At 43.7% G+C, this 21,601-nt stretch carries 24 protein-coding genes; 10 read left to right on the forward strand and 14 right to left on the reverse strand.

What is annotated here, in order from left to right:
- Window positions 1-3: 3 nt before the first annotated feature.
- The 5 genes from WC407_RS08845 to alaS are packed head-to-tail and all read right to left on the reverse strand — an operon-like array spanning window position 4 to window position 5,308.
- Complete coding sequence (locus WC407_RS08845) at window positions 4-858, reverse strand: hypothetical protein (protein ID WP_373022265.1); 855 nt, start codon at window positions 856-858, stop codon at window positions 4-6.
- Between the two features lie 57 nt (window positions 859-915).
- A complete protein-coding gene (locus WC407_RS08850) occupies window positions 916-1,668 on the reverse strand; it encodes a M48 family metallopeptidase (RefSeq protein WP_373022266.1) in 753 nt (250 codons plus the stop codon).
- A gap of 9 nt (window positions 1,669-1,677) precedes the next feature.
- On the reverse strand, window positions 1,678-2,223 hold the full coding sequence (gene maf, locus WC407_RS08855) for a septum formation inhibitor Maf (protein WP_373022267.1): 546 nt from the start codon (window positions 2,221-2,223) through the stop codon (window positions 1,678-1,680).
- The gene (locus WC407_RS08860) at window positions 2,223-2,759 is read right to left on the reverse strand and encodes a hypothetical protein (RefSeq protein ID WP_373022268.1); all 537 of its coding nucleotides are present in this window, start codon (window positions 2,757-2,759) and stop codon (window positions 2,223-2,225) included. Before WC407_RS08860 ends, maf begins: the two co-directional genes overlap by 1 nt.
- Window positions 2,759-5,308: an alanine--tRNA ligase gene (gene alaS / locus WC407_RS08865; RefSeq protein ID WP_373022534.1), complete on the reverse strand. Its 2,550-nt coding sequence runs from the start codon at window positions 5,306-5,308 to the stop codon at window positions 2,759-2,761. The genes WC407_RS08860 and alaS overlap by 1 nt, the downstream gene beginning before the upstream one ends.
- Window positions 5,309-5,557: 249 nt before the next feature.
- Between alaS and WC407_RS08870 the strand changes: the two genes are divergently transcribed.
- Genes WC407_RS08870 through brnA form a run of 3 tightly spaced genes read left to right on the forward strand, consistent with a single transcriptional unit; the run spans window position 5,558 to window position 6,267 of the window.
- Window positions 5,558-5,794 carry a DUF4160 domain-containing protein gene (locus WC407_RS08870; RefSeq protein WP_373022269.1) on the forward strand — a complete coding sequence of 79 codons (237 nt, stop codon included), beginning with the start codon at window positions 5,558-5,560 and terminating at the stop codon, window positions 5,792-5,794.
- Window positions 5,784-6,014, forward strand: a complete 231-nt coding sequence (locus WC407_RS08875) for a DUF2442 domain-containing protein (protein ID WP_304740368.1) — start codon at window positions 5,784-5,786, stop codon at window positions 6,012-6,014. Before WC407_RS08870 ends, WC407_RS08875 begins: the two co-directional genes overlap by 11 nt.
- A gap of 13 nt (window positions 6,015-6,027) precedes the next feature.
- The gene (brnA, locus tag WC407_RS08880) at window positions 6,028-6,267 is read left to right on the forward strand and encodes a type II toxin-antitoxin system BrnA family antitoxin (protein WP_373022271.1); all 240 of its coding nucleotides are present in this window, start codon (window positions 6,028-6,030) and stop codon (window positions 6,265-6,267) included.
- Window positions 6,268-6,371: 104 nt separating this feature from the next.
- Here brnA and WC407_RS08885 read toward each other — a convergent pair whose 3' ends face one another.
- The 4 genes from WC407_RS08885 to WC407_RS08900 all read right to left on the reverse strand — a co-directional run bounded on the left by WC407_RS08885 (window position 6,372) and on the right by WC407_RS08900 (window position 11,323).
- The gene (locus WC407_RS08885; RefSeq protein ID WP_373022272.1) at window positions 6,372-7,178 is read right to left on the reverse strand and encodes a hypothetical protein; all 807 of its coding nucleotides are present in this window, start codon (window positions 7,176-7,178) and stop codon (window positions 6,372-6,374) included.
- A 155-nt stretch (window positions 7,179-7,333) separates the two neighbouring features.
- Window positions 7,334-9,001, reverse strand: a complete 1,668-nt coding sequence (gene leuA / locus WC407_RS08890; protein WP_373022273.1) for a 2-isopropylmalate synthase — start codon at window positions 8,999-9,001, stop codon at window positions 7,334-7,336.
- A 121-nt stretch (window positions 9,002-9,122) separates the two neighbouring features.
- Complete coding sequence (gene murG, locus WC407_RS08895; RefSeq protein ID WP_373022274.1) at window positions 9,123-10,148, reverse strand: undecaprenyldiphospho-muramoylpentapeptide beta-N-acetylglucosaminyltransferase; 1,026 nt, start codon at window positions 10,146-10,148, stop codon at window positions 9,123-9,125.
- Window positions 10,145-11,323 carry an FtsW/RodA/SpoVE family cell cycle protein gene (locus WC407_RS08900; protein ID WP_373022275.1) on the reverse strand — a complete coding sequence of 393 codons (1,179 nt, stop codon included), beginning with the start codon at window positions 11,321-11,323 and terminating at the stop codon, window positions 10,145-10,147. Before WC407_RS08900 ends, murG begins: the two co-directional genes overlap by 4 nt.
- A 130-nt stretch (window positions 11,324-11,453) precedes the next feature.
- On the opposite strand from WC407_RS08900, the gene flgB reads away from it, so the two are divergent.
- The 4 genes from flgB to WC407_RS08920 all read left to right on the forward strand — a co-directional run bounded on the left by flgB (window position 11,454) and on the right by WC407_RS08920 (window position 14,583).
- On the forward strand, window positions 11,454-11,885 hold the full coding sequence (gene flgB, locus WC407_RS08905; protein ID WP_373022276.1) for a flagellar basal body rod protein FlgB: 432 nt from the start codon (window positions 11,454-11,456) through the stop codon (window positions 11,883-11,885).
- A gap of 16 nt (window positions 11,886-11,901) precedes the next feature.
- Complete coding sequence (gene flgC / locus WC407_RS08910) at window positions 11,902-12,396, forward strand: flagellar basal body rod protein FlgC (RefSeq protein WP_373022277.1); 495 nt, start codon at window positions 11,902-11,904, stop codon at window positions 12,394-12,396.
- Between the two features lie 16 nt (window positions 12,397-12,412).
- A complete protein-coding gene (fliE, locus tag WC407_RS08915) occupies window positions 12,413-12,715 on the forward strand; it encodes a flagellar hook-basal body complex protein FliE (protein ID WP_373022278.1) in 303 nt (100 codons plus the stop codon).
- Between the two features lie 74 nt (window positions 12,716-12,789).
- Entirely contained in the window at window positions 12,790-14,583 is a 1,794-nt protein-coding gene (locus tag WC407_RS08920; protein WP_373022279.1) for a peptidoglycan D,D-transpeptidase FtsI family protein, read from the forward strand.
- Between the two features lie 3 nt (window positions 14,584-14,586).
- Here the strand turns inward: WC407_RS08920 and WC407_RS08925 are convergent, their stop codons facing one another.
- Both WC407_RS08925 and panC read right to left on the reverse strand, forming a co-directional pair.
- Entirely contained in the window at window positions 14,587-15,105 is a 519-nt protein-coding gene (locus WC407_RS08925; RefSeq protein WP_373022280.1) for a hypothetical protein, read from the reverse strand.
- Between the two features lie 2 nt (window positions 15,106-15,107).
- Complete coding sequence (gene panC / locus WC407_RS08930) at window positions 15,108-15,929, reverse strand: pantoate--beta-alanine ligase (protein WP_373022281.1); 822 nt, start codon at window positions 15,927-15,929, stop codon at window positions 15,108-15,110.
- Window positions 15,930-15,986: 57 nt separating this feature from the next.
- Between panC and prfB the strand changes: the two genes are divergently transcribed.
- From prfB to WC407_RS08945, 3 genes are read left to right on the forward strand one after another with little or no spacing between them, the layout of a single operon-like run.
- A complete protein-coding gene (prfB, locus tag WC407_RS08935) occupies window positions 15,987-17,096 on the forward strand; it encodes a peptide chain release factor 2 (protein WP_373022282.1) in 1,110 nt (369 codons plus the stop codon).
- Window positions 17,083-17,841 carry an arginyltransferase gene (locus WC407_RS08940; protein ID WP_373022283.1) on the forward strand — a complete coding sequence of 253 codons (759 nt, stop codon included), beginning with the start codon at window positions 17,083-17,085 and terminating at the stop codon, window positions 17,839-17,841. The genes prfB and WC407_RS08940 overlap by 14 nt, the downstream gene beginning before the upstream one ends.
- Window positions 17,822-18,430 (forward strand): fumarylacetoacetate hydrolase family protein, encoded by a 609-nt coding sequence (locus tag WC407_RS08945; RefSeq protein WP_373022284.1) that lies wholly within the window; start codon window positions 17,822-17,824, stop codon window positions 18,428-18,430. Before WC407_RS08940 ends, WC407_RS08945 begins: the two co-directional genes overlap by 20 nt.
- A 48-nt stretch (window positions 18,431-18,478) precedes the next feature.
- Here the strand turns inward: WC407_RS08945 and fusA are convergent, their stop codons facing one another.
- The 3 genes from fusA to rpsL all read right to left on the reverse strand — a co-directional run bounded on the left by fusA (window position 18,479) and on the right by rpsL (window position 21,562).
- Window positions 18,479-20,563, reverse strand: coding sequence for an elongation factor G (gene fusA / locus WC407_RS08950; RefSeq protein WP_373022285.1), 2,085 nt, complete (start codon window positions 20,561-20,563; stop codon window positions 18,479-18,481).
- Window positions 20,564-20,640: 77 nt separating this feature from the next.
- Window positions 20,641-21,108: a 30S ribosomal protein S7 gene (gene rpsG / locus WC407_RS08955; protein ID WP_373022286.1), complete on the reverse strand. Its 468-nt coding sequence runs from the start codon at window positions 21,106-21,108 to the stop codon at window positions 20,641-20,643.
- Window positions 21,109-21,181: 73 nt separating this feature from the next.
- On the reverse strand, window positions 21,182-21,562 hold the full coding sequence (gene rpsL / locus WC407_RS08960; protein ID WP_013461125.1) for a 30S ribosomal protein S12: 381 nt from the start codon (window positions 21,560-21,562) through the stop codon (window positions 21,182-21,184).
- Between the last annotated feature and the right edge of the window lie 39 nt (window positions 21,563-21,601).

Raw genomic sequence — 21,601 nt, forward strand, 5'->3', positions numbered from 1 at the left:
AGATCAATTATAATCTTGTGTGACACTATAGGTAATATCAGTATTCGTTGCTTTAATTACTTTTATCCGCAGCCCTTTAAATCCGACCATAGCTTCACCATTTTTGTCAAGTTCATACTCGATATCTTGGGTAAAGGCTGGTCTTATCATTAAAAAGTCATCAGTGTCTCCTGAAGATTTAACAAATTCTCTAAATTGAATTTTGATCTTATTTCCTATTTTTCCTTGATAAATAGCTTCATATTTAAATGAGTCATCAGTAAATGTTGGACGGGTAGGAGAAATTGTATATTTTATAGGTCCATCAACTTCTACTATCTCATCTGTTTTGTTACGTTTTGCTCTATCTTCAACATTATCTTCAATTTCACTGATTTTATTAATTGCTGTAATGTCTTTCATCTCATTTATATTTTCAATATCTTCAATATCTCTAATAACTTTTGTAAAGTATCCTGTATTGTTTTCATCTACAAGAAAGGCATTATTATTAATATAACATACGGTATTCCAATTTTGATTTGTCCATTTATGCAATAAGTTCTGTTTTTGACATCCCTGCCCATATGAAACTAATTTATTGATTTTATCATCCGACGTATTGATGAGTGTAACATCATTTGTATCATATGAGTATTGATTTGTCTTACTATATATATTATCTCCAACTTCTACAGTCGCTATTGTATTAAGTGTAGGAAATCTGACTATACTTAATCCTGTCTGTCTATTAAAATCATGATAAACTGTAGGAACTTGAATTTTTGGAAGGCTTGGATTTTTTGCACACCCATTTATACCAAATCCTACAATAGAAAGCAATCCTATGCTAACTATAAAAAAATTTACTTTCTTCATACTTTTTCCCTATTTCTACTAAATTTTGCTAATTAGTCTATCTCAAAGACTCTTAAACTAGTGTTGAGCAGGTAACAGAGCAATATAATCACGTATGGCTTTGATCCGTTCATCATCTGCCGGATGGGTTGAAAGAAATGCAGGGCTTTTTTGGGAATTTTTCGAAAATTTCGCCATATTTTCCCAAAATTTGAGCGCTTGCATCGGATTGTAACCCGCTTTCCACATTAAGTAAATACCAATTTGATCTGCTTCATTTTCAAACTTTCGGCTGTAGGGGAGAATAAGCCCTATCTGAGAGGTAACTCCGTATGCTTGAGCATAGAGATTTTTATATTCGGCAGGGAGGTTCAATGCACTTGCCAATACCTGCGCTCCAAGATCACTCGCCATCTGCATAGACATCCGCTCTGCTCCATGCCGAGCAAGAGCGTGTGCGATCTCATGCCCCATCACCGTTGCAATCTGATCGTCATTTTCCGTTACTTTTAAAATTCCGGTATAAAAAAAGACTTTGCCCCCCGGCAAACAAAATGCGTTCAGGGTGGGATCGTCTATAACCGTAAATTCCCACGCATAATCATCCCGACCACTGATGGCAGCAATCTTGTTACCGATCCGGTTGATCCGTTCTTGAAGAACTTTATCTGTACTTATTTTCGATGTTTGAACCACTTTTTGTGCTTCAGTGGCTCCCATACTCATCTCTTCTTGCGGGGATACCATGATAAATTGTGATCGGTTCGTCAGCGGTGTTGTCGCACATCCGGCAAATACTAACCCGGCGAATAAGAGTGATGTACATTTCATAGCATCTTCCTAGATAAAAGGTTTAAGTACTTCGACGCTTAGCCCCATTGCCGTACTCTCGTATCCTCTGGTTTCTCGGATATACGGCTTGCAGAATCCCTCAACCATACAGGCTCCCGCTTTTCCTTTCCACTCACCGCTTTGTATATAACGTTCCACATCCTCGGGATCGAATCGATCAAAATAATAATGGGTCGAGGAGATGTCGATCAGTTCCAAGCGGGGAGTTTTATATACCATACACGTGAGGATAGCTACGTCTGAACCGCTTTGCATCTCTAAAATTGCTCTCGCATCCGCTTCATTTTTTGCTTTACGCAAAATTTTCCCCTGCGCGGTTACCACCGTATCGGCAACCAAAAGGGGAAAATCATCACAGCCGAAACGGGCTAAATTAACTTTGTATTTTCCCATGGTTGCTTGATAGACAAAATTTTTAGGGGAGGTGGCAATGATAGAGTCTTCATCAAAATCAAGCGACTCTTGAATAAACGAGATACCTGCCGCACTGAGAAGTTCAGCGCGGGTAATAGAAGCAGATGCAAGTCGTAGCATTAATAGGCGTTACGGAGAACGACACCAATAAAAATAGCGATAACACCAAGCACGATATTCACCGGAACCATATATTTAGAGATCAATCCGAGCATCTCTTTGGCAACGGCAAGATTCCCTTCGCGTAATGCAATTTCTGCTTTGCGGCGTCGAAACATCATCGCGGCAAGGTTCAACGACATGAGCAACCAGATCGCCTCTTTGATATGGATGGTTTTATACAGACTCATTGCGTAATCATTGATCACGTTACCGGACGCATCCATGGCAGCCGCGCGGAACCCGAGCCCGACCGACATTAAGACTGCCGTCGTAATCAGCACGAGAACAAACGGCCATACGATCGTAAAAAAACGTTTCAATGTATGCGCAGCACGCTCCAGCCTCTGTTTCGGATCCGCAATCTGTGCTAACGATTGGTGGACCGCAAAACGAATGGCGACCATCCCCCCAACCCAGATGACAGCACTGATAATGTGCAAAAAAACAATCAACGTCCGATGATGGGCGAACGTCTCGATCAAAAACTCTTTCATTACGCCAATTCCTTGGTTACATACGCCATTGCCGCTTCTTTAGCTTCAGCGATTTTCGTAATATCTTTTCCACCCGCTTGGGCGAAATCAGGACGTCCGCCGCCGCCGCCGCCGAGAATCGGTGCGATCACTTTGATCCAGTCACCCGCTTTGACCTTCGTGTTTTTAGCACCGGCTGCAAGAAGGACTTTGTCCTCTTTGATTTGGAATAAAATAACCGCAACCGATTCATGAGCGTTTTTCAATTCATCGATACGCTCTTTGATATCACCGGTTCCCAATTCAGAGACAACAACAGCCGTATTGCCCATCATTGTCACAGCAAGTTCTTCTTTGGCAGAAGAAGCTAATGTGCTCATCTCATGCTTGAGGGTTTTAACCTGCTCTTTAAGACGCTCGATTCCCGCTAATACATCGCGATTTTTAACCGATGCTTCGACCTCTTCGAGAAGATGGCGCTGCGATTTAAACAAATTGTACGCCGCATTTCCGCACACCGCTTCGATACGGCGAACACCGGCACTGACACCGCTCTCTTTTACAATCACAAATGTTCCGATGGTTGCCGTGTTATCGACATGGATACCACCGCAAAACTCGACCGACGCAGTGCCGAAATTGACGACACGGACGGTATCGCCGTATTTTTCGCCGAACTGCGCTTTTGCACCGCTTTTTTTAGCCTCATCAATGCTCATCTCACGCGTTAAGCCCTCTAATGCATGGAAGATATGATAGTTCACCCGCTCTTCGACCAATGCAATCTCTTCATGGCTCATCGCTTTCGGATGGGAAAAGTCAAAACGGAGACGATTAGGTTCAACCAATGACCCCGCTTGGGAGATATGTTCCCCCAACTGCTCATACAGTGCCGCATGCAACAAGTGAGTCGCCGAGTGGTGTTTCGCGATTTCATTACGGGAAGGATCGACAATAGCGTCGATCATCTCTCCGACGTTAATCGTTTCGCGGGTTTCGACATGTGAAAGGTTTAACCCGTGAAATTTTTTAGTCTCGGTAACGGTCGCTTTCTCTCCCAATGCACCGATATCACCGCATTGTCCGCCGCTCTCCGCGTAAAATGGAGTTTCTTCAAGCAATACCCATCCGCTTTGTTGTGCATGAAGCTGATCGACACGCTCAAAATTCTCACCCAAAAGGGCTTGGATTTTGACCGGAGCTTTCGTATAGGCATACCCGATAAAGGTGTTCACGCCGAATGTTTCGAGAAGGGTTTTGAAATCTCCCTCGACATGGGCATCCCCTGAACCTTTCCATGCCGCTTTTGCACGCTTACGCTGCTCAGACATCAATGTTTCAAACGTCTCCACATCGAGGGAGAGGTGTTTCTCTTTCAGCATATCTTCGGTCAAATCGAGAGGGAATCCGAAGGTGTCGTAGAGTTTAAAGGCTACTTCGCCGCTGAATATCTCTTTGGTGTTTTTGAGCTCTTCATTGAAAAGCTCGATCCCCGATGCGATGGTTTTGAAAAAACGTTCCTCTTCGAGCATGATTTGCTCTTTTAAAACCGCCAACTTTTCGACGATATACGGGTATTGTTTCCCCATCAATTCGGCAACAGTATCGGCAACCTCAAACATAAACGGTTTGGTAAATCCAAGCAAGTAGCCGTGACGAACCGCACGGCGAAGGATACGGCGAAGAACATATCCGCGCCCTTCATTTGAGAAGTTTGTCCCCTGTGCGAGGAGGAAAGTAGCGGTACGGATATGATCCGCGATAACACGGTACGACGCACCGCTCGCATACGTATACGGTTTACCGATAAGAGCTTCGACTTTACGGATAATCGGCATAAACAAAGATGAATCATAGTTGCTCAATGCCCCTTCGAGGACAGCCGTAGCACGCTCTAACCCCATCCCCGTATCTATAGATGGTTTCGGCAACGGCTTCAACTCACCCTTCGTATTACGCTCATATTGCATAAAAACAAGATTCCAGATTTCAAGGAATCGATCTCCGTCTCCCCCCATGTAATCTTCAGGGCCGTTGAAATGTTCCGCACCCTGATCGATAAAGATCTCCGAACACGGTCCGCACGGTCCGGTATCTCCCATCTGCCAAAAATTGTCTTTGTCCCCAAGACGCATAATGCGATCCGCGCTAATGTGTTTTTTCCAAATTGCTTCGGCTTCGTCATCGCTTTCATGAACGGTAACCCATAGCTTTTCGATCGGCAATTTCATAACTTCCGTTACAAACTCCCACGCATACGCAATTGCTTCTTCTTTGAAGTAATCGCCAAAACTAAAGTTTCCAAGCATCTCAAAAAACGTATGGTGGCGCGCCGTATGACCGACATTTTCGAGGTCATTATGCTTGCCCCCTGCGCGGATACACGTTTGGGCACTCGTAGCACGAGGATTGGCAGGGATAGGAATATCTCCCGTAAAGATCGACTTGAACGGAACCATACCCGCATTGGTAAAAAGCAAGGTTGCATCATCGGGAACGAGTGGAGAACTCGCGGCACGTTCGTGTTGTTTTGATTCGAAAAAGGCTAAAAAAGCTTCGCGGACATCCATCATAGTCATACTCTCATATTGGATAAAATTGCGCGATTATAGCGAAGATGGAGTTAAAAAACTTTATAAAATTCCCGTGATCCGATACAAAGAGCCGTTCCGAAGGCAGTCGTGACGAGAAGAATATAGCGTTTTTGGATCACAGTATGATCTTGTGCTACTTTTCTGGCTAAATAGAAAAGTAGATAATCTTTTTACGACTTTTTTGCTAAACTATATTTCATAAGCAATTAGTAGAGGACATTTAACGTGCCAACTGTTCTGAAAATTAAAGATTACCGTTTTTTCTTTTTTTCTCGTGAAGAGGTACGTATGCATATCCATGTCATTTGTCCTGACGGCGAAGCGAAGCTTTGGCTTGAACCGACTATCGAAATTGCAACGAGTTATAAACTCTCAAATGTTCGTCTAAAAGAGATTGAAATAATGACGAAAGAGAATATTGAAACTTTTAAAAATGCTTGGGAGGCACACTTTGGAAACTGAAATCACCAACATTTCCCCTAATGGCGTATGGATTCTAACCGAGGGCAAAGAGCTGTTTATGTCTTTTGAAACATTCCCGTGGTTTAAAGATGCTTCGGTAGCAAAAATCGGCAATGTCGAGACCTATGCAAACGGTCATCTGTATTGGCCGGATTTAGATATTGACCTCACCGTTGATATTATCGAACACCCTGAACGATTTCCGCTGATTGCGTCGTAGAATTTCAGTTATTATGAAAGCTGAAGAATTAGACGAATTATTTGATTCAGGTGAAGATATAAGCGAGCATCTCGATCTCACCACTGCCAAACGGATCGGGACGCAACCGAAAAAAGTAAATGTCGATTTTCCCGAATGGATCGTCAATGCGCTCGACATCGAAGCTAAAAAGATCGGGGTGACACGCCAATCAATTATTAAGGTTTGGATTGCAGAACGGTTAAAAGAGGAACAGTCTCATAAGGCGAGTTAAGTAGGTTTCCGTTCGTGGTGAGCTTGTCGAACCATGAACCCCCTTCGACAAGCTCAGAGTGAACGTTTTTTGTTACAAAAAAGCTCTATTGAACGAACTTAAATTTATTGTTCAGTTGAAACGTTCTTAATGTCTGTAAAATGAAATATAAACATAGACACACTCATAATCAGAATGAGCATAATCATTGAAGATTTCAAACTAATATTAAAAATCATATTCTGAGTAGTAAACATAATAGAAGTATATTCAATAAGAATAAAAGCAGGTGCATACCATAGTTGTGATCTAAACCCACCACTTTGATTTACAACCATTGCTAAAAACTTAGCTAAATAAATCACCAGAAATATGCCTAAAAAGAATTTTATTTTATTTTTTTCTTTATCTTCATGGACTATCTGTGTTAATTCATGAACACCTACAATTCTTGCTGTGGGAGTAATTTTATCAATTACACCATCTAAAATAATGCTAATTGTAAATTCATCATCTGGGTTCAGTAACATTGGATTAAGTTGGATTGAATTTTCTATTTGTTTAAATTCTATATGTAAATCTTTTGGTTTAATGTAACTAATTTGCGATTGAAAAATTCTTTTTGCTTCAGGGATTTTAATAGTTATTGGTGTGTCAAATTCAGAACGTTGAATTGCGGTTTTTCCACTATTGATAAATCGGATTGTGACAACTGATAAATTGTCGCCTAAATAAGTCTCTTTGCCATCTTTTATTCCAAAAAAAATATTCTTATTTTCTATTCCATTGAAACTTTTTTTATTTATGATTTGTAAAACTTCATAAGACAATTCTTTATCTTTTTGAAAAAAACTATTACTATAAATAAAAGGTATTAATGCAGTTATTATTGCAACCAGTATACTTATTGCCCATTTCCAATCTATTTTCATAGTCGTAAACTTCCTAAAATTATTTATTCAGCAGGTGTTAATATATGATTATATCAAAATATATAGGTTTTTTATTGTTCCACCTCTTCAGGAAAAAGGGGATGAGGCTGCTTTTATTTAGCTAGATTCCCGCTTATGCGGGAATGACGGAAGAGTTACGAAAACGCCCGATTAAGAGCGCTGAACATCGCTTTGATTGAGGCCACGGTGATATCGTTATCACACCCTACCCCGAAAAATTTATCCAAACTCTCCGTCTGAATCTCGATGTAAGCGACCGCTTCGGCACTGGAGAGCTCTCCGCGTGAATGCTCACTGTACGAGAGGATTTTAAAGCTATGGGAATACTCTACCATCAACGCATTTTTGCACGCATCGATCGGACCGTTCCCCACCCCTTCGCTTCGGATCGCTTTTCCGTTATGGGTGTATTCCAACACACATTTGGCGGAGTGCTCTTTGGCACTCTCCGAGACCACCGAATAGTCCACAAACTCGATGTCATGCGGTTCGCCGAAATACGTTTTCTCAAAGATCTCTAAAATCTCTTCACTGGTGAGTTCGCGCCCCGCATTATCGGTCACTTTTTGGACAATGGTGCCGATCTCAGGGTGCATTTTCTTCGGCAGTGAATAGCCGAATTTATCTTCGAGAACGTACGCTACCCCCCCCTTACCCGATTGGGAGTTGATACGGATAATCCCCTCATAGTTACGCCCCACATCCTGCGGATCGATAGGGAGATACGGTACTTCCCAAAACGCATCCTCTTTGGCACGCTGATACGCCAACCCTTTGTTGATCGCGTCCTGATGAGACCCTGAAAACGCCGTGTAGACGAGTTCACCCACATACGGATGACGCTCATGGGTTTTCATATCGGTGCACTCTTCAACAACCCGAACAACACTCTCCAAATCGCTGAAATCGAGCTCCGGATCAACCCCTTGGGTGTACATATTGAGTGCGAGGGTAATAATATCGACGTTTCCGGTGCGCTCCCCATTGGAGAGCAACGTCCCCTCGACACGATCCGCCCCCGCCAACAATGCCAACTCGGTTGCCGCGACCGAGGTTCCACGGTCATTATGGGTATGCGTCGAGATCAACACGTGTTCACGATTCGTCAGATGACGACTCATCCATTCGATCTGATCGGCATAGACGTTCGGTGTCGCCATCTCAACCGTAGCGGGGAGATTGATAATGACTTTACGATCCGCACTAATGCCCCAACGATCGGTTACCGCGTTACAAATACGGGCGGCATATTCCAGCTCTGTCCCCGTAAAACTCTCCGGTGAATACTCCAAACTGATCTCGCCGTCGTGTTTGGCTGCGCGAGATTTGACCATATCAACACCCTCCAACGCCAATGCGATAATCTCGTCTTGCTCTTTACCGAAGACGATCTTACGCTGTGCAACGGAAGTGGAGTTGTACAAATGGACAATCGCTTTTTTGACCCCGGAGAGCGCTTCGAACGTTTTATCGATTAAATGTTCACGCGCTTGGACGAGCACTTGTACCGTCACGTCATCGGGAATCAATTTTTGCTCGACCAAGGTGCGCAAAAAGTCAAACTCCACTTTCGATGCGGAGGGAAATCCCACCTCAATAGTTTTAAATCCGAGTTTCAGCAAGAGGGAGAAGAGGGAGAGTTTTTGATCCAAATTCATCGGGGTGATCAACGCTTGGTTTCCGTCGCGAAGATCGACACTGCACCACAAGGGAGCGTGTGTGATGGTTTTGGTAGGCCAAATGCGATTCGGCAAATCAACTTGAGGATAAGGACGGTATTTTCCCGCAGACATGTTTTTCATGTTGGTTTCCTTTGAATTTCTCTTCTCACCCCAAAGGGGTTCTCGTACCCTTTAGGGTGCTACCCTTGCTGGTGGTAATGATTGGGCGAATTATATCAAAAAGGTCTCGTAATTAATGATTTTAGAAAGGTAGATTTCCCTCTTCAATTTTTTCAATGATGTGGGATGCACCGTTGGATTGAATCAATTCAGCCAATCGATGACTTTTGGGGGCTATATCGCTACCGATCGCCTCTTTGAGTTTTATGGCTATCCCCTCATTTTGACGTTCGCACCATCCGCAGTCGTGTTGAAGAATATATTGTGCATTGTGAAATTGATGATCGGCTGCGGCACTGGGATAAGGGATAAAAAAGGCAGGTACCCGTGCGGCACACAATTCCCACAACGTGCTTGCGCCGGAACGGCTTATGGCTAGATCGCTTCGTTCTATCAATTCCGCGATTTTGGTGGTAAATCCATAGACTTCGGCATCAATCCCGAGGGTCGCATAGGCCGCTTTGACCCGTTCTTCTTCTTTGGCACCGCATTGATGGAGAATAGTTATCGATTTCTCCTGCAGCCACGGAGCAATTTCGAGTGCCAAATCGTTGATAAACTTCGCCCCCTGAGATCCCCCTAAAAAAATAACCGTTTTAATCGTATCTCTATCACGTGCACCTTGGAAATACCGCTCACTGACCGGATAATCGCATCGGGATTTCCCCTCTTCATACGAACTGAAAAAACCTTTTGCATAAGGACGCAATAGGGTATTGAGTTTTCCCATAATCGCATTTTGCTCATGAATATATAACGGTGTTTTTGTAATAATCGCTGCCAAAGCCGCCGGTGCCGCCGAAAAGCCGCCGACACTCACGACTGCATCCGCTTTAAAAGCATGAATCACTCTTCTCGAAGCGATTAGCGCTTTAAAAATCTTCCATAAAGCTCCGACTTTTCCGAAACCCTTTTTATTGACAACTCCGGTTGTCTCTAAAAAATGGGCTTGTTCAAACAATGTACTCTCACTAAACCACTGCCGATCCTGTCCGGATGTCGAACCGATAAACATCACATGATGTCCTCTCTCACGGGCCGCTTCCGCGAGGGAAAGGGCAATGACAAGATGTCCCCCTGTCCCCCCTCCGGTAAAGATTATATTCATAATTTATCACCTGGTTTGTACTTGATTTTCTTAGAGAGCATCAATACCATTCCGATACCGACGGCTGAGGCCATCATTGCCGATCCTCCGTAACTCAAAAACGGTACCGAAATCCCTTTGATCGGTGTTAATCCGCTGATACCGTAAGCATTCACCATAAAAGCAAAGGTAATCAATAATCCTACACCCAAACTAAAAAGATACGCCGTATCATTATGAGACCGGTTGGCAATTTTAAACAAACGGTGCAATATCATGATGAAAATCAACGTAACAACAAATACCCCCAGAAATCCAAACTCCTCGGCAATTCCGGCTAATACAAAGTCGGTATGCACTTCACTCAAAAAGCCCAGTTTAAAGGTTCCGCCACCCAGCCCGGTACCGAAAATACCCCCGTTATGAATCGCATTGAGGGAGTGTCCAATTTGATATGCCTCCTCGGCATTTTCAATCCGCAGATGCTGTGCAATCGATTCGGGGAAAAAAGCTAAAATCGTACTTTGAGCTGATGCCCACCATGATAAAATACGGTTAATCCGATGCTCGGAAGTAAGGATAAAAAAGAGAAAAAAGGCAACCGAACCGCCGATCAGCGTCATGAAGAAACGAAAGCTGCTTCCGGCAAAAAAGAGCATAAACGCCAGTGTCAATGCCAGTACAATGACCTGCCCCAAGTCGTTTTGCATGAATGCAATCAAAAACATAATCAAAACGAAAATCGCCGCATAGGGGAAAAAACGTTTAAACTCTTCTATAACCCCCATATCGTCATGATGTCCAAGCTTTCGCGAAAAACTCCATGCCAAAAAGTAGACAAATCCAATTTTAAAATATTCTACCGGAGCAACTGAAAAACCGGCAAGCTTGATCCAACGTTTTGCCCCGCCCACTTCACTTACTAAGAATGAAGGGAGAAAAGGCATAACAATCATTAATACTATCCCCCCAAAAAAGAGGGTTAAACCTAAACGGTGAAGCCAAATATCGGGATCAAGCTGAGCCAATCCCCACATCAATAAAATCGAAATAATAGCAACAATAAGTTCACGTACGACAAAGTGAAAATCGTTGTATTCGAATAATACGACCGTATATGCCGTAAGGGTGTACGAACAAATCACCCCTATCGTTATCAGCGCAGTCGTTAAAAGAAATAGTTTTTTATCGGGCATTTTAGGACTTATTAATGTATAATTTACGTAAGTATATCGCTCTTTATAAAAGAGTTCGATAAAAGCATTCCGTTGAATTATGGAATATTTTTTGCTTTAGGGTATTAAATTAGTTAAAAAGGGGTCATAAATGGGTATCAATATCTCTCGCGCTCACGATCTGATGCAAAACGCGATGGACTATCGCGCCGCCCGTCAGGACATGATTGCAGGAAATATTGCCAATGCAGACACCCCGTTTTACCGACCGCGCGATATTCGCTTTGAAGAGATGTTAACCCAAAAAAGCGAAGCGATTTTTGCCGATAAAACCCAAACCCTCCAAATGAGCCGCACCGATGGTGCTCATCTATCAGGAGTTGAGGGGACAACTTCCACTAAACCGACCACGTTTTTCAGAGACGGGCACATGGCACGCAATGACGGTAACAGTGTCGATTTAGACGTTGAAAGCAGTGAAATGGCAAAAAATTCTACCATGTTTAATGCCCTTACTGCGGCACTCAAAAAAGATTCGGCTCTTTTCAAAAGCGTTATCGACGCTTCCGGAAAAACATCATGATGGTAAGGATTAAATAATGGCATTTTTAGACAGTTTTGACATCAGCGGTTACGGACTCTCCGCACAGCGTGTCCGTGTCAACACCATCAGTTCCAACATCGCCAATGCTCAGACAACTCGAACCGCTGAGGGAGGACCTTATCGTCGTCAAGAGGTAGTCTTTAAAGCAATCGATTTCAACACGGTTTATAACCAGCAGCTTGAACGTCAAAGCTCCGCTCTTGGGTATTCTGATCCTCTAAAAGAAGGGTTGGCAGGGCTGAAACCGAATCCTGCCATTATGAGTGTTGTGGTCGATAAAATTACCCGTGACGATACTGCACCCAAAATGAAATTTGATCCGTCCCATCCCGATGCCGATGCAAAAGGGTATGTTGCCTACCCAAATGTTAATCCTGTCATCGAAATGGCCGATTTAGTAGAAGCAACTCGCTCCTATCAGGCGAATGTCGCCGCATTCGAAAGTGCAAAAAATATGGCAGGCAGTGCCATCAGTATTTTGCAGAACTAAGTAAGGAAAAATAATTATGACTGATATTCAATCCATAAAATCGCTCTCAACTGCCGATTTACTGAAATCAAAAAGTGTCAACGGAGTAAGCGGAAGCACAACCGACTTTGCCCAGGAACTCAAAAATGCGATGGGAAACGTTAACCAAATGCAGGTTGACGGAGAGAGAGCAATGAGTGACATTGCAACCGGAAGCGTCAAAGATCTGCATCAAGCCGCTATTGCCATCGATAAAGCCGAAATCAGCATGAAACTTATGTTGGAAGTACGAAATAAAGCCCTCAGCGCTTACAAAGAGATCACCCGTACCCAAATGTAACCCTAAGGCGAGAGGAATCGTATTCCTCTTATCTCTTTCTAATTGATCAATTTTTAAACCAAAAGTAAGCATGCATGAGAAATACAAGTAAATCTAAAAAAATATTAGCCCTATTTCTCGTTTTAATGCTTGGATTTACTATCTTTTTGACCGTAATGCTCTACACTGCACTTCACCATCGAGATATCCCCTCTATCTTTTCCGAAGAGACGTCAAAAGCACAACGCGGCTCTATTATCAGCAGTGACGGCTTTCATATTGCGACCACTCAAAAGCTCTACAAAGCGGTAGTGAATACCCGAAATATTGATCCGGGAAAAGAAGAACTTTTTATTCAATTATTCAGTATTTACAGTGATATTAACCCGGAAGAAATCCGCCAGCGTCTTCACACGCGTAAAGGGTCGGTAACCCTCAGTTACCACATCAGCCCGAAAGAGGCCATGTACTTAAAAACGTTAGCTTTCGAGCTTCGACGCCTTGGGGTATTTATCGAATACGAAACCCGTGATGGAGACCGTATCTTGCAAGGGCTCAGTATTATCGAGAGCGGAGAGGCACGTGAATACCCCTACGGTAAATTATTGACACCTCTTTTGGGGTACCCTCGCAAGATTGAAGAAGACGGGTACACTCGTGTTTATGGGATCAAAGGGCTGGAGAAATTTTTCGATGAAGAGCTCAATCCTCAACAAAATAAAGCCCAAAAAGCGATGCGCGATGTAAACGGCTATCTCATTTTAAATAAACAAAGCGACATTAAACGCCAAATTAACGGACTTACCGTTAAACTTAATATCCCTATGGCACTTCAAGCTCGAGTGGAATCGATCACGGATCGTATCAAAAATCAGCTCCAAGCCGATGAAATTATTGCCACCGTCATGGATTCCAAAACCGGTAAAATTCTCTCGCTTGCAAGTTCAAACCGTTTCGACCCCAGTCACATCCGCACCGAAGATTACCCCTCCCTAAATACGAATGCCATCGAATACAGCTATGAACCCGGATCGGTTATCAAACCGGTCATTTTTGCTTTGTTATTAGAGCATCACCTCATCAATCCCTATGACATGGTAAACGGTCATGGCGGAAGCTATACGATGGGGCGCAAAACCATTACCGATGAGCATAAATTCAATATGATCAGCGCAGAAGACGTCATTGTATTCTCCTCCAATATCGGGATTGCACAACTCGCTCAAAAGCTCAACGGTGCCGAATTTACCGAAGGGCTTAAACGCTTTGGTTTTACCCATTTCAGCGGTATTGACCTCCCCTATGAAAAACGCGGCTCTGTCCCCTCTTCCACGCAGCTCAATAATTATCTCTACAAAGCGATCACAGCTTACGGCTACGGAATGCGTGCCAATGCAATGCAGTTGGTCAAAGCATTCAATGTGTTCAACAACGGAGGAAAACTTATTAATCCGATGGTGGTAGACTCCCTCATTGACGACAACGGCCGCACCATCCCGATGCAGGTTCAAGCCCCTATTCAGGTAATCTCTCCGGCTACTGCACAACAAATGAAACAAATTTTGATTAAAACGGTCAATGAAGGAACGGGAACGGTTGCAAAAACTCCCGGACTTGAAATCGGCGGTAAAACAGGAACAGCACACATTGCAAAAAACGGCGGTTACGTCAATAGCTATCACACCTCATTTATCGGCTTTGCCAATGACGGAACCCATAATTATACGATCGGGATTACGGTTATCAACCCTCGTACCGTATATTTTGCTTCCATTACCGCCGTTCCGGTATTCAAAGGGATTGTCGATATGATGATTGAAGAAAAATATCTAAAACCCGATCCCATAGCCGCAGCGGCAGCGGCTCAAGAGGTTCCTACTCACCACTAAGTTTTATTTTAGCGCTTTTTGAACGAGCTTGGTAATCTCTTTTTCAAACGGATAATGCTTTTGGATTCCCCATACTTCAACAACCGCTTCTCCTTTTAAAAAAAGTTTACGCTTTGATTGCATTACCCCTAAAATTTGATTCGCACTCAAACGCTTCGGATCAATTCGTAATACCAGCGGAATAATTTTTTGCTCTCCCGAAGCAACAACAATAGGGTGTAGCGTATCTACAACAGCTTCTCCTGTGCCAAAGCTGTTTTTTTCATCATTCAGCGTGTACGAGAGTGAAATCAGCGTCAAATCACTGTGCCATTTATTGGTTACTTTAAGATCCCTTCCCAATCGGATAGGTCCATTATTGACCGAAATACCTAATAAAGAGAGTGCTCCCAGAAGCAATTCAGATTCCGTATTTTCAAAACGGATATTCCCCTCAGGTTCGATAAAAATATCTTTCCCCATTTTCGGAGCACATCCCCCGATCAACAATGCCACGAGGGCAATTACAATAGTGTATCTCACCCTTACATCCAAACATTATCAATTAAGCGGGTAGGTCCCACCCGCGCCGCCACAAGTACGATGGTATTGCCGATCATGACCTCATCAAGCGCTTCAAATTGACGATTAACAATCGCAACGTATTCAACCTCCAAAGGTTCTAACAGTTTTAGCATAGCACCTTTGATCTCATTGCCCCTTATATTCCCTTGCATTACCATTTTAGTGGCTTCTTTAAGGGCGGAAGAGAGTTTTAACGCCTCTTGGCGCTGTGACTCATTCAAATAAACGTTTCGGCTGCTCAATGCCAAACCGTCACTCTCACGTACCGTTTCCATTGGAACAATCTCAATATCCATGAAAAAGTTTTCACACATTTGTGTAATTAATGCCAATTGTTGCGCATCTTTTTTTCCAAAATAGACACGGGTAGGATGAACCATATTCAGCAATTTCATCACCACCGTCAAAACACCGTCAAAATGCCCGGGGCGGGAAGCCCCTTCAAGAATATACCCCCTGATATCGGGAGCAATCACCCGTACTTCATCCTCTTTGTACATAGCAGACACCTCCGGATAAAACAAGATATCCACACCGCTCAGTTCACAAATTTTGAAATCGGCCTCCTCCCTGCGGGGATACTTGCTCAAATCCTCTCCCGGCAAAAACTGGGTCGGATTGACAAAAATGGAGACAACCACCGTCTCATTGTCACGCCGCGCTGCTTCAATTAATGTCCGATGACCGATATGGAGCGCCCCCATCGTCGGAACAAATCCGAGGGAACCTTGTTTAGACTCAAGTGCAGCTTTAAGTTCTGACGCGGAACGTGCGATAATCATGGTTTTAGCCTCTATAGAATATAATCGCAATTATAATATAACCACAGGAATAAATACGTGGATCACTACGAATATACCGAATTACTTAAAACCTTGACCATTAAGATGCAAAACGTCACCGATGTTGTCCGTCCGCAGGACATTACTGCACGTCTGAGCGAAATTGAAGTCCTTGAAAACTCGGATGGCTTTTGGAACGATGCCGCCAATGCCGGAGTAGTACAAAAGGAGAAGACTCAACTCGAACGACGCCTTGCCAAATATTCCAAAACATTTCATACACTCGGAGATGCTGTCGATTTGTATGATATGGCAAAAGACGAAGGGGACGAAGAGACGATAGAATCCCTCTTTGCCGATGCGGGAGCATTGGAAAACAATGTCAAATCGATGGAGGTTGAAGTGCTTCTCTCCGGTGAACACGATAGCCATAATGCCATTGTCACCATCCATCCGGGAGCGGGAGGAACCGAGTCTCAAGACTGGGCTTCGATGCTGCTGCGCATGTACACCCGTTGGGCGGAACGACATGACTTTACGGTCGAAATTCTCGATTACCAATCCGGTGAAGAGGCGGGGATCAAAGATGCCGCACTCCTTATCAAAGGGGTCAATGTCTATGGCTACCTCAAAAATGAAAACGGTATCCACCGCCTTGTCCGTATCAGCCCCTATGATTCTGCCGCCAAACGCCACACCAGCTTTACCTCAGTAATGGTCTCGCCGGAGCTTGACGATGATATCGATATCGAAATCGAAGACCGCGACATCCGTATCGACACCTATCGTGCATCAGGTGCGGGGGGTCAGCACGTCAACAAAACCGAATCGGCGATCCGTATCACCCATATCCCATCAGGGATCGTTGTACAGTGTCAGAATGACCGTTCACAGCATAAAAATAAAGCGACCGCGTTTAAAATGTTAAAATCTCGACTGTACGAACTCGAAATGGAGAAAAAACAAGCGGCGGTAGACGGAATCGAAAAAAGTGAAAACGGCTGGGGACACCAAATCCGCTCGTATGTCCTCGCCCCCTATCAACAAGTTAAAGATACCCGATCCGGAATCCCTTATTCAAACATCAGCAATATCCTCGATGGAGATATTGACGAGATGATCGAAGGTGTCCTCATCTCCCTTAGCCGCAAAGATGACGACGAATAACCAAAATACCATTCTCAAAGAGTGCGCGCTCCATGAGCCGTGCTCCTACATCTCGGGAAATTCCCAAACCATCCACTACAAAGTCATCCAAGAGTGCACCAAAGAACAATGTGAAGCATTAATCCTGCGAGGATGGAGACGATTCGGCTCAATGTACTTTCGCCCTATCTGTTCGGAATGCCGCGCCTGTGAAAGTCTCAAAATTGATGCTGAAAATTACGCACTCAGCAAATCCGAACGGCGTATCCTCCGCAAAAACACCCACTTAACAACCGTTATCCGCCATCCAACCCTCACGCGGGAGCATCTAAGCCTCTTTGATCGTTACCACCGCTATAAACACCACACAAGAGAGTGGGATGCCCCCAAAAGCGATCCTAAAAACTATTACGCATCCTTCGTACAAGGGCACGGTGACTTTGGATGTGAAGTGCTCTATTTTGACGATAACAAGCTTATTGCCGTCGATTTGATCGATATTTTAGACGAAGGGATCAGTTCGCTTTATTGCTACTATGATCCCGACTACAATCGCCAATCTCTTGGACGCTACACGCTACTGCAGCAAATAGAATTTGCCCATCGCCTTAATCTAAAATGGATCTATCTGGGATACTACGTAGAGGGGTGCCAAAGTCTGGCCTACAAAGCAGACTATCAACCCGCGCTTGAATTGATGGGGCGACCTGAAGAGTATGAAACACCTATTTGGAAAGAGCTCCACAATGAAAAACATCCACTTTAACGGGACACCGATCACCCCCTCCAAAGTGATCTGTATCGGGCGTAATTACGTCGAGCATATCCACGAGCTGAACAATGAAATCCCCTCTTCCATGGTAGTGTTCAATAAACCCAACTCTGCCATCACCGATACCCTCCGTTTCATCACTCCCGATACTCGGTTTGAGGGAGAAATCTGCTTTTTGATGATAGGCGGAGCGATAAAGGGAATCGGATTCGGACTCGACCTCACCAAAGCGGATATCCAAAATCACTTAAAATCCAAAGGACTCCCGTGGGAGAGAGCCAAAGGGTTCGACGGTTCTGCGGTATTAGGTGATTTTGTCTCATTTGATACACCGCTTGAATGCCTACGGATGACACTCCATATCAACGACGTATTAGTACAAGAAGCAACCTATGAGTTGATGATCTATAAACCGCAGGAAATGATCGAAGAGATAAAAAGCTTTATGAGTTTCGAAGATGGCGATGTTATTATGAGCGGAACTCCCAAAGGGGTTAGTACCTACAACATGGGTGATGAGTTTATCGGACGAATATACAGTGATGAGAGATTGTTAGTTGAAAGTTATTGGATTGTAAAATAAAAAAAGAGTTAGGGAAGACTCCCCAAAAGGGGAGGAGAAAAAGAGATATTAGCTGTTACGCTTTTTGATGATCTCTTCAGCAACGTTACGTGGAACTTCTTCGTAGTGATCGAATTCCATAGAGTAACTTGCACGTCCTTGAGTTGCTGAACGAAGGTCAGTTGAGTAACCGAACATTTCAGAGAGTGGTACGAACGCGTCAACAATTTTGTTACCAGAACGGTCACCCATATTGTTAACTTGTCCGCGACGACGGTTAAGGTCTCCGATAACGTCACCCATGAAATTCTCAGGAACTTCAACTTCAACTTTCATCATTGGCTCAAGGATAGCTGGATTTGCTTTACGTGCACCCTCTTTGAAGCCCATAGAAGCAGCAAGTTTAAACGCCATCTCATTCGAGTCAACCTCATGGTATGAACCGTCATACAATGCAACTTCGATATCTTCGATCGGATAACCCGCGAGAACACCTTTTTGCATTGCTTCTTTACACCCTTTTTCAACTGCAGGAACGTATTCTTTTGGAATAACCCCACCTTTGATTTCGTTGTGGAAGATATAACCGGTACCAGGTACGCCCGGCTTGATGCGGAGATATACGTGACCGAATTGTCCACGTCCACCCGATTGTTTCGCGTATTTGTACTCTTGGTTAACTTCGTTACGGATAGACTCACGGTATGCAACTTGAGGTGCACCCACTTCCGCTTCGACTTTAAATTCACGGAACATACGGTCAACAAGGATCTCAAGGTGAAGCTCACCCATACCTGAGATAATTGTTTGACCTGTTTCTTCGTCTGTGTGAACCCGGAAAGATGGATCTTCTGCCGCCAGTTTTGCTAACGCGATACCCATTTTTTCTTGGTCTACTTTGGTTTTAGGCTCAACCGCAACCGAGATAACTGGCTCAGGGAAATGCATACGCTCTAACACTAGACGTTCACGCTCATCACACAAAGTATCTCCGGTAGTAGTATCTTTGAGACCTACAACTGCACCGATTTCACCTGCATAAAGAGATTTAATCTCTTCACGTTTGTTAGCATGCATTTTCAAAAGACGACCGATACGCTCTTTTTTACCTTTAATGGTGTTATAAGCGTATGTACCTGATTCGAGAACACCACGGTAAACACGTACGAAAGTAAGCTGACCAACGAATGGATCCGTCATAATTTTAAACGCAAGACCGGCAAATGGTGCATCATCCGTAGATTCTACCTCTACTTCTACCTCTTCATCATCTTCCATTGTCCCTTTAATGGCGGCAACTTCAAGTGGTGAAGGGAGATAATCGACAACTGCGTCAAGAAGAGTTTGAACCCCTTTGTTTTTAAACGCTGTACCACATGTCATAGGAATGATTTCCATTTTAAGACATCCAGCTTTAATCCCGCGCATAATCTCTTCGTTGCTAAGTTCACCCTCTTCGAAGAATTTCTCCATCAAAGTATCGTCACCCTCAGCAGCCGCTTCCATCAATTGTGCACGGTATTTATTCGAAATTTCCACCATATCAGCAGGAATCTCTGCTTCATGATAGTTTGAACCCATTGCTGCGTCATCATCCCAAAGGATGGCTTTCATCTTAACGAGGTCAACAATCCCTTTGAAACCGTCTTCAGCACCGATTGGCAACTGAATAGCGATTGGATTAGCTTTTAGACGTGCACGAATTTGCTCTTCAACGTTATAAAAATCGGCACCGGTACGGTCCATTTTGTTAACGAAAACCATACGAGGTACGCCGTAACGATTTGCTTGACGCCATACGGTTTCTGATTGTGGTTGAACCCCACCTACCGCACAAAATACGGCTACAGCACCATCAAGTACACGCATAGAACGCTCAACTTCAATCGTGAAGTCAACGTGGCCCGGAGTGTCGATGATATTGATTTGTTTGCCGTTCCATTCACAGGTTGTTGCAGCAGAAGTAATCGTGATACCACGCTCTTGCTCTTGCTCCATCCAGTCCATTGTTGCAGCACCTTCGTGTACTTCACCGATTTTGTGTGATACACCGGTATAGAATAAGATACGCTCAGTTGTTGTCGTTTTACCCGCGTCAATGTGAGCGGCGATACCGATATTTCTAACGTCTTCTAGTTTATGGGATCTTGCCATGATAATAGCCCTTAAAGAGTTTATAGTGGATTGAAAAAATGATAACCCGAGTGGGTTATCAAAAAGTTACGAATATCTTACCAGCGATAATGAGCGAATGCTTTATTCGCTTCAGCCATTTTGTAAGTATCTTCTTTACGTTTGAATGCAGTACCTTTATCGCTGGCAGCATCCATCAATTCATTCGCCAAACGCTCAGCCATAGTGCGCTCGTTACGTTTACGTGATGCATCCGTCAACCAACGGATAGCAAGTGAAAGCTGACGAACAGGGCGTACTTCTACTGGAACTTGGTAGGTCGCTCCACCCACACGGCGGCTTTTCACTTCGATAACCGGTTTAATGTTATCAATCGCTGTGTTAAACACTTCGATACCTGTTTTTTCACCGCGAGATGCAATGATATCCAATGCACCGTACATGATTTTTTCAGCGGTACTTTTTTTGCCGTCCCACATGATTTTATTGATAAATTTTGTCAATACTTTTGAACCATGAACCGGGTCAGGCATAATTTCGCGAACGGGCGCTTTTCTTCTTCTCATAATGTTTCCTTCAATGTTTTTTCATTTACTCAAAATAGGGTCATCAAAAACCCAATCTTGTCAGACTAATTGACTATTTTTTAGCCTTAGCTTTTTTGGTACCGTATTTAGAACGAGATACTTTACGGTCTTTAACACCCGCAGTATCGAGAGCACCACGTACGATATGGTATTTTACCCCTGGTAAGTCTTTTACACGACCACCACGAACAAGAACGATAGAGTGCTCTTGCAAGTTGTGACCCTCACCACCGATATAACTAATTACTTCAAACCCTGAAGTCAAACGTACTTTAGCAACTTTACGAAGCGCCGAGTTCGGTTTTTTAGGGGTTGTAGTATATACACGAGTACATACACCACGACGTTGTGGGCATGACACCAAAGCAGGTGATTTTGATTTTTTCACAACTGCTTGTCGCTCTTTACGAATAAGTTGGTTGATTGTTGGCACACAATCTCCTTTGTTGAAATGTTCCAGTAGAATGTTAAT

Source organism: Sulfuricurvum sp. (assembly GCF_041651515.1).
Lineage (GTDB): Bacteria > Campylobacterota > Campylobacteria > Campylobacterales > Sulfurimonadaceae > Sulfuricurvum.

Excerpts from the sequence above, each read along its gene's own strand:
- WC407_RS08945 (WP_373022284.1), top strand. The coding sequence starts at position 17,822 with ATGAAAAACATCCACTTTAACGGGACACCGATCACCCCCTCCAAAGTG.
- rpsG (WP_373022286.1), bottom strand. The coding sequence starts at position 21,108 with ATGAGAAGAAGAAAAGCGCCCGTTCGCGAAATTATGCCTGACCCGGTT.
- WC407_RS08885 (WP_373022272.1), bottom strand. The coding sequence starts at position 7,178 with ATGAAAATAGATTGGAAATGGGCAATAAGTATACTGGTTGCAATAATA.
- flgB (WP_373022276.1), top strand. The coding sequence starts at position 11,454 with ATGGGTATCAATATCTCTCGCGCTCACGATCTGATGCAAAACGCGATG.
- WC407_RS08850 (WP_373022266.1), bottom strand. The coding sequence starts at position 1,668 with ATGAAATGTACATCACTCTTATTCGCCGGGTTAGTATTTGCCGGATGT.
- WC407_RS08940 (WP_373022283.1), top strand. The coding sequence starts at position 17,083 with ATGACGACGAATAACCAAAATACCATTCTCAAAGAGTGCGCGCTCCAT.
- leuA (WP_373022273.1), bottom strand. The coding sequence starts at position 9,001 with ATGAAAAACATGTCTGCGGGAAAATACCGTCCTTATCCTCAAGTTGAT.
- brnA (WP_373022271.1), top strand. The coding sequence starts at position 6,028 with ATGAAAGCTGAAGAATTAGACGAATTATTTGATTCAGGTGAAGATATA.
- fusA (WP_373022285.1), bottom strand. The coding sequence starts at position 20,563 with ATGGCAAGATCCCATAAACTAGAAGACGTTAGAAATATCGGTATCGCC.
- murG (WP_373022274.1), bottom strand. The coding sequence starts at position 10,148 with ATGAATATAATCTTTACCGGAGGGGGGACAGGGGGACATCTTGTCATT.
- WC407_RS08860 (WP_373022268.1), bottom strand. The coding sequence starts at position 2,759 with ATGAAAGAGTTTTTGATCGAGACGTTCGCCCATCATCGGACGTTGATT.
- panC (WP_373022281.1), bottom strand. The coding sequence starts at position 15,929 with ATGATTATCGCACGTTCCGCGTCAGAACTTAAAGCTGCACTTGAGTCT.
- fliE (WP_373022278.1), top strand. The coding sequence starts at position 12,413 with ATGACTGATATTCAATCCATAAAATCGCTCTCAACTGCCGATTTACTG.
- WC407_RS08920 (WP_373022279.1), top strand. The coding sequence starts at position 12,790 with ATGAGAAATACAAGTAAATCTAAAAAAATATTAGCCCTATTTCTCGTT.
- maf (WP_373022267.1), bottom strand. The coding sequence starts at position 2,223 with ATGCTACGACTTGCATCTGCTTCTATTACCCGCGCTGAACTTCTCAGT.
- alaS (WP_373022534.1), bottom strand. The coding sequence starts at position 5,308 with ATGGATGTCCGCGAAGCTTTTTTAGCCTTTTTCGAATCAAAACAACAC.
- flgC (WP_373022277.1), top strand. The coding sequence starts at position 11,902 with ATGGCATTTTTAGACAGTTTTGACATCAGCGGTTACGGACTCTCCGCA.
- WC407_RS08845 (WP_373022265.1), bottom strand. The coding sequence starts at position 858 with ATGAAGAAAGTAAATTTTTTTATAGTTAGCATAGGATTGCTTTCTATT.
- WC407_RS08900 (WP_373022275.1), bottom strand. The coding sequence starts at position 11,323 with ATGCCCGATAAAAAACTATTTCTTTTAACGACTGCGCTGATAACGATA.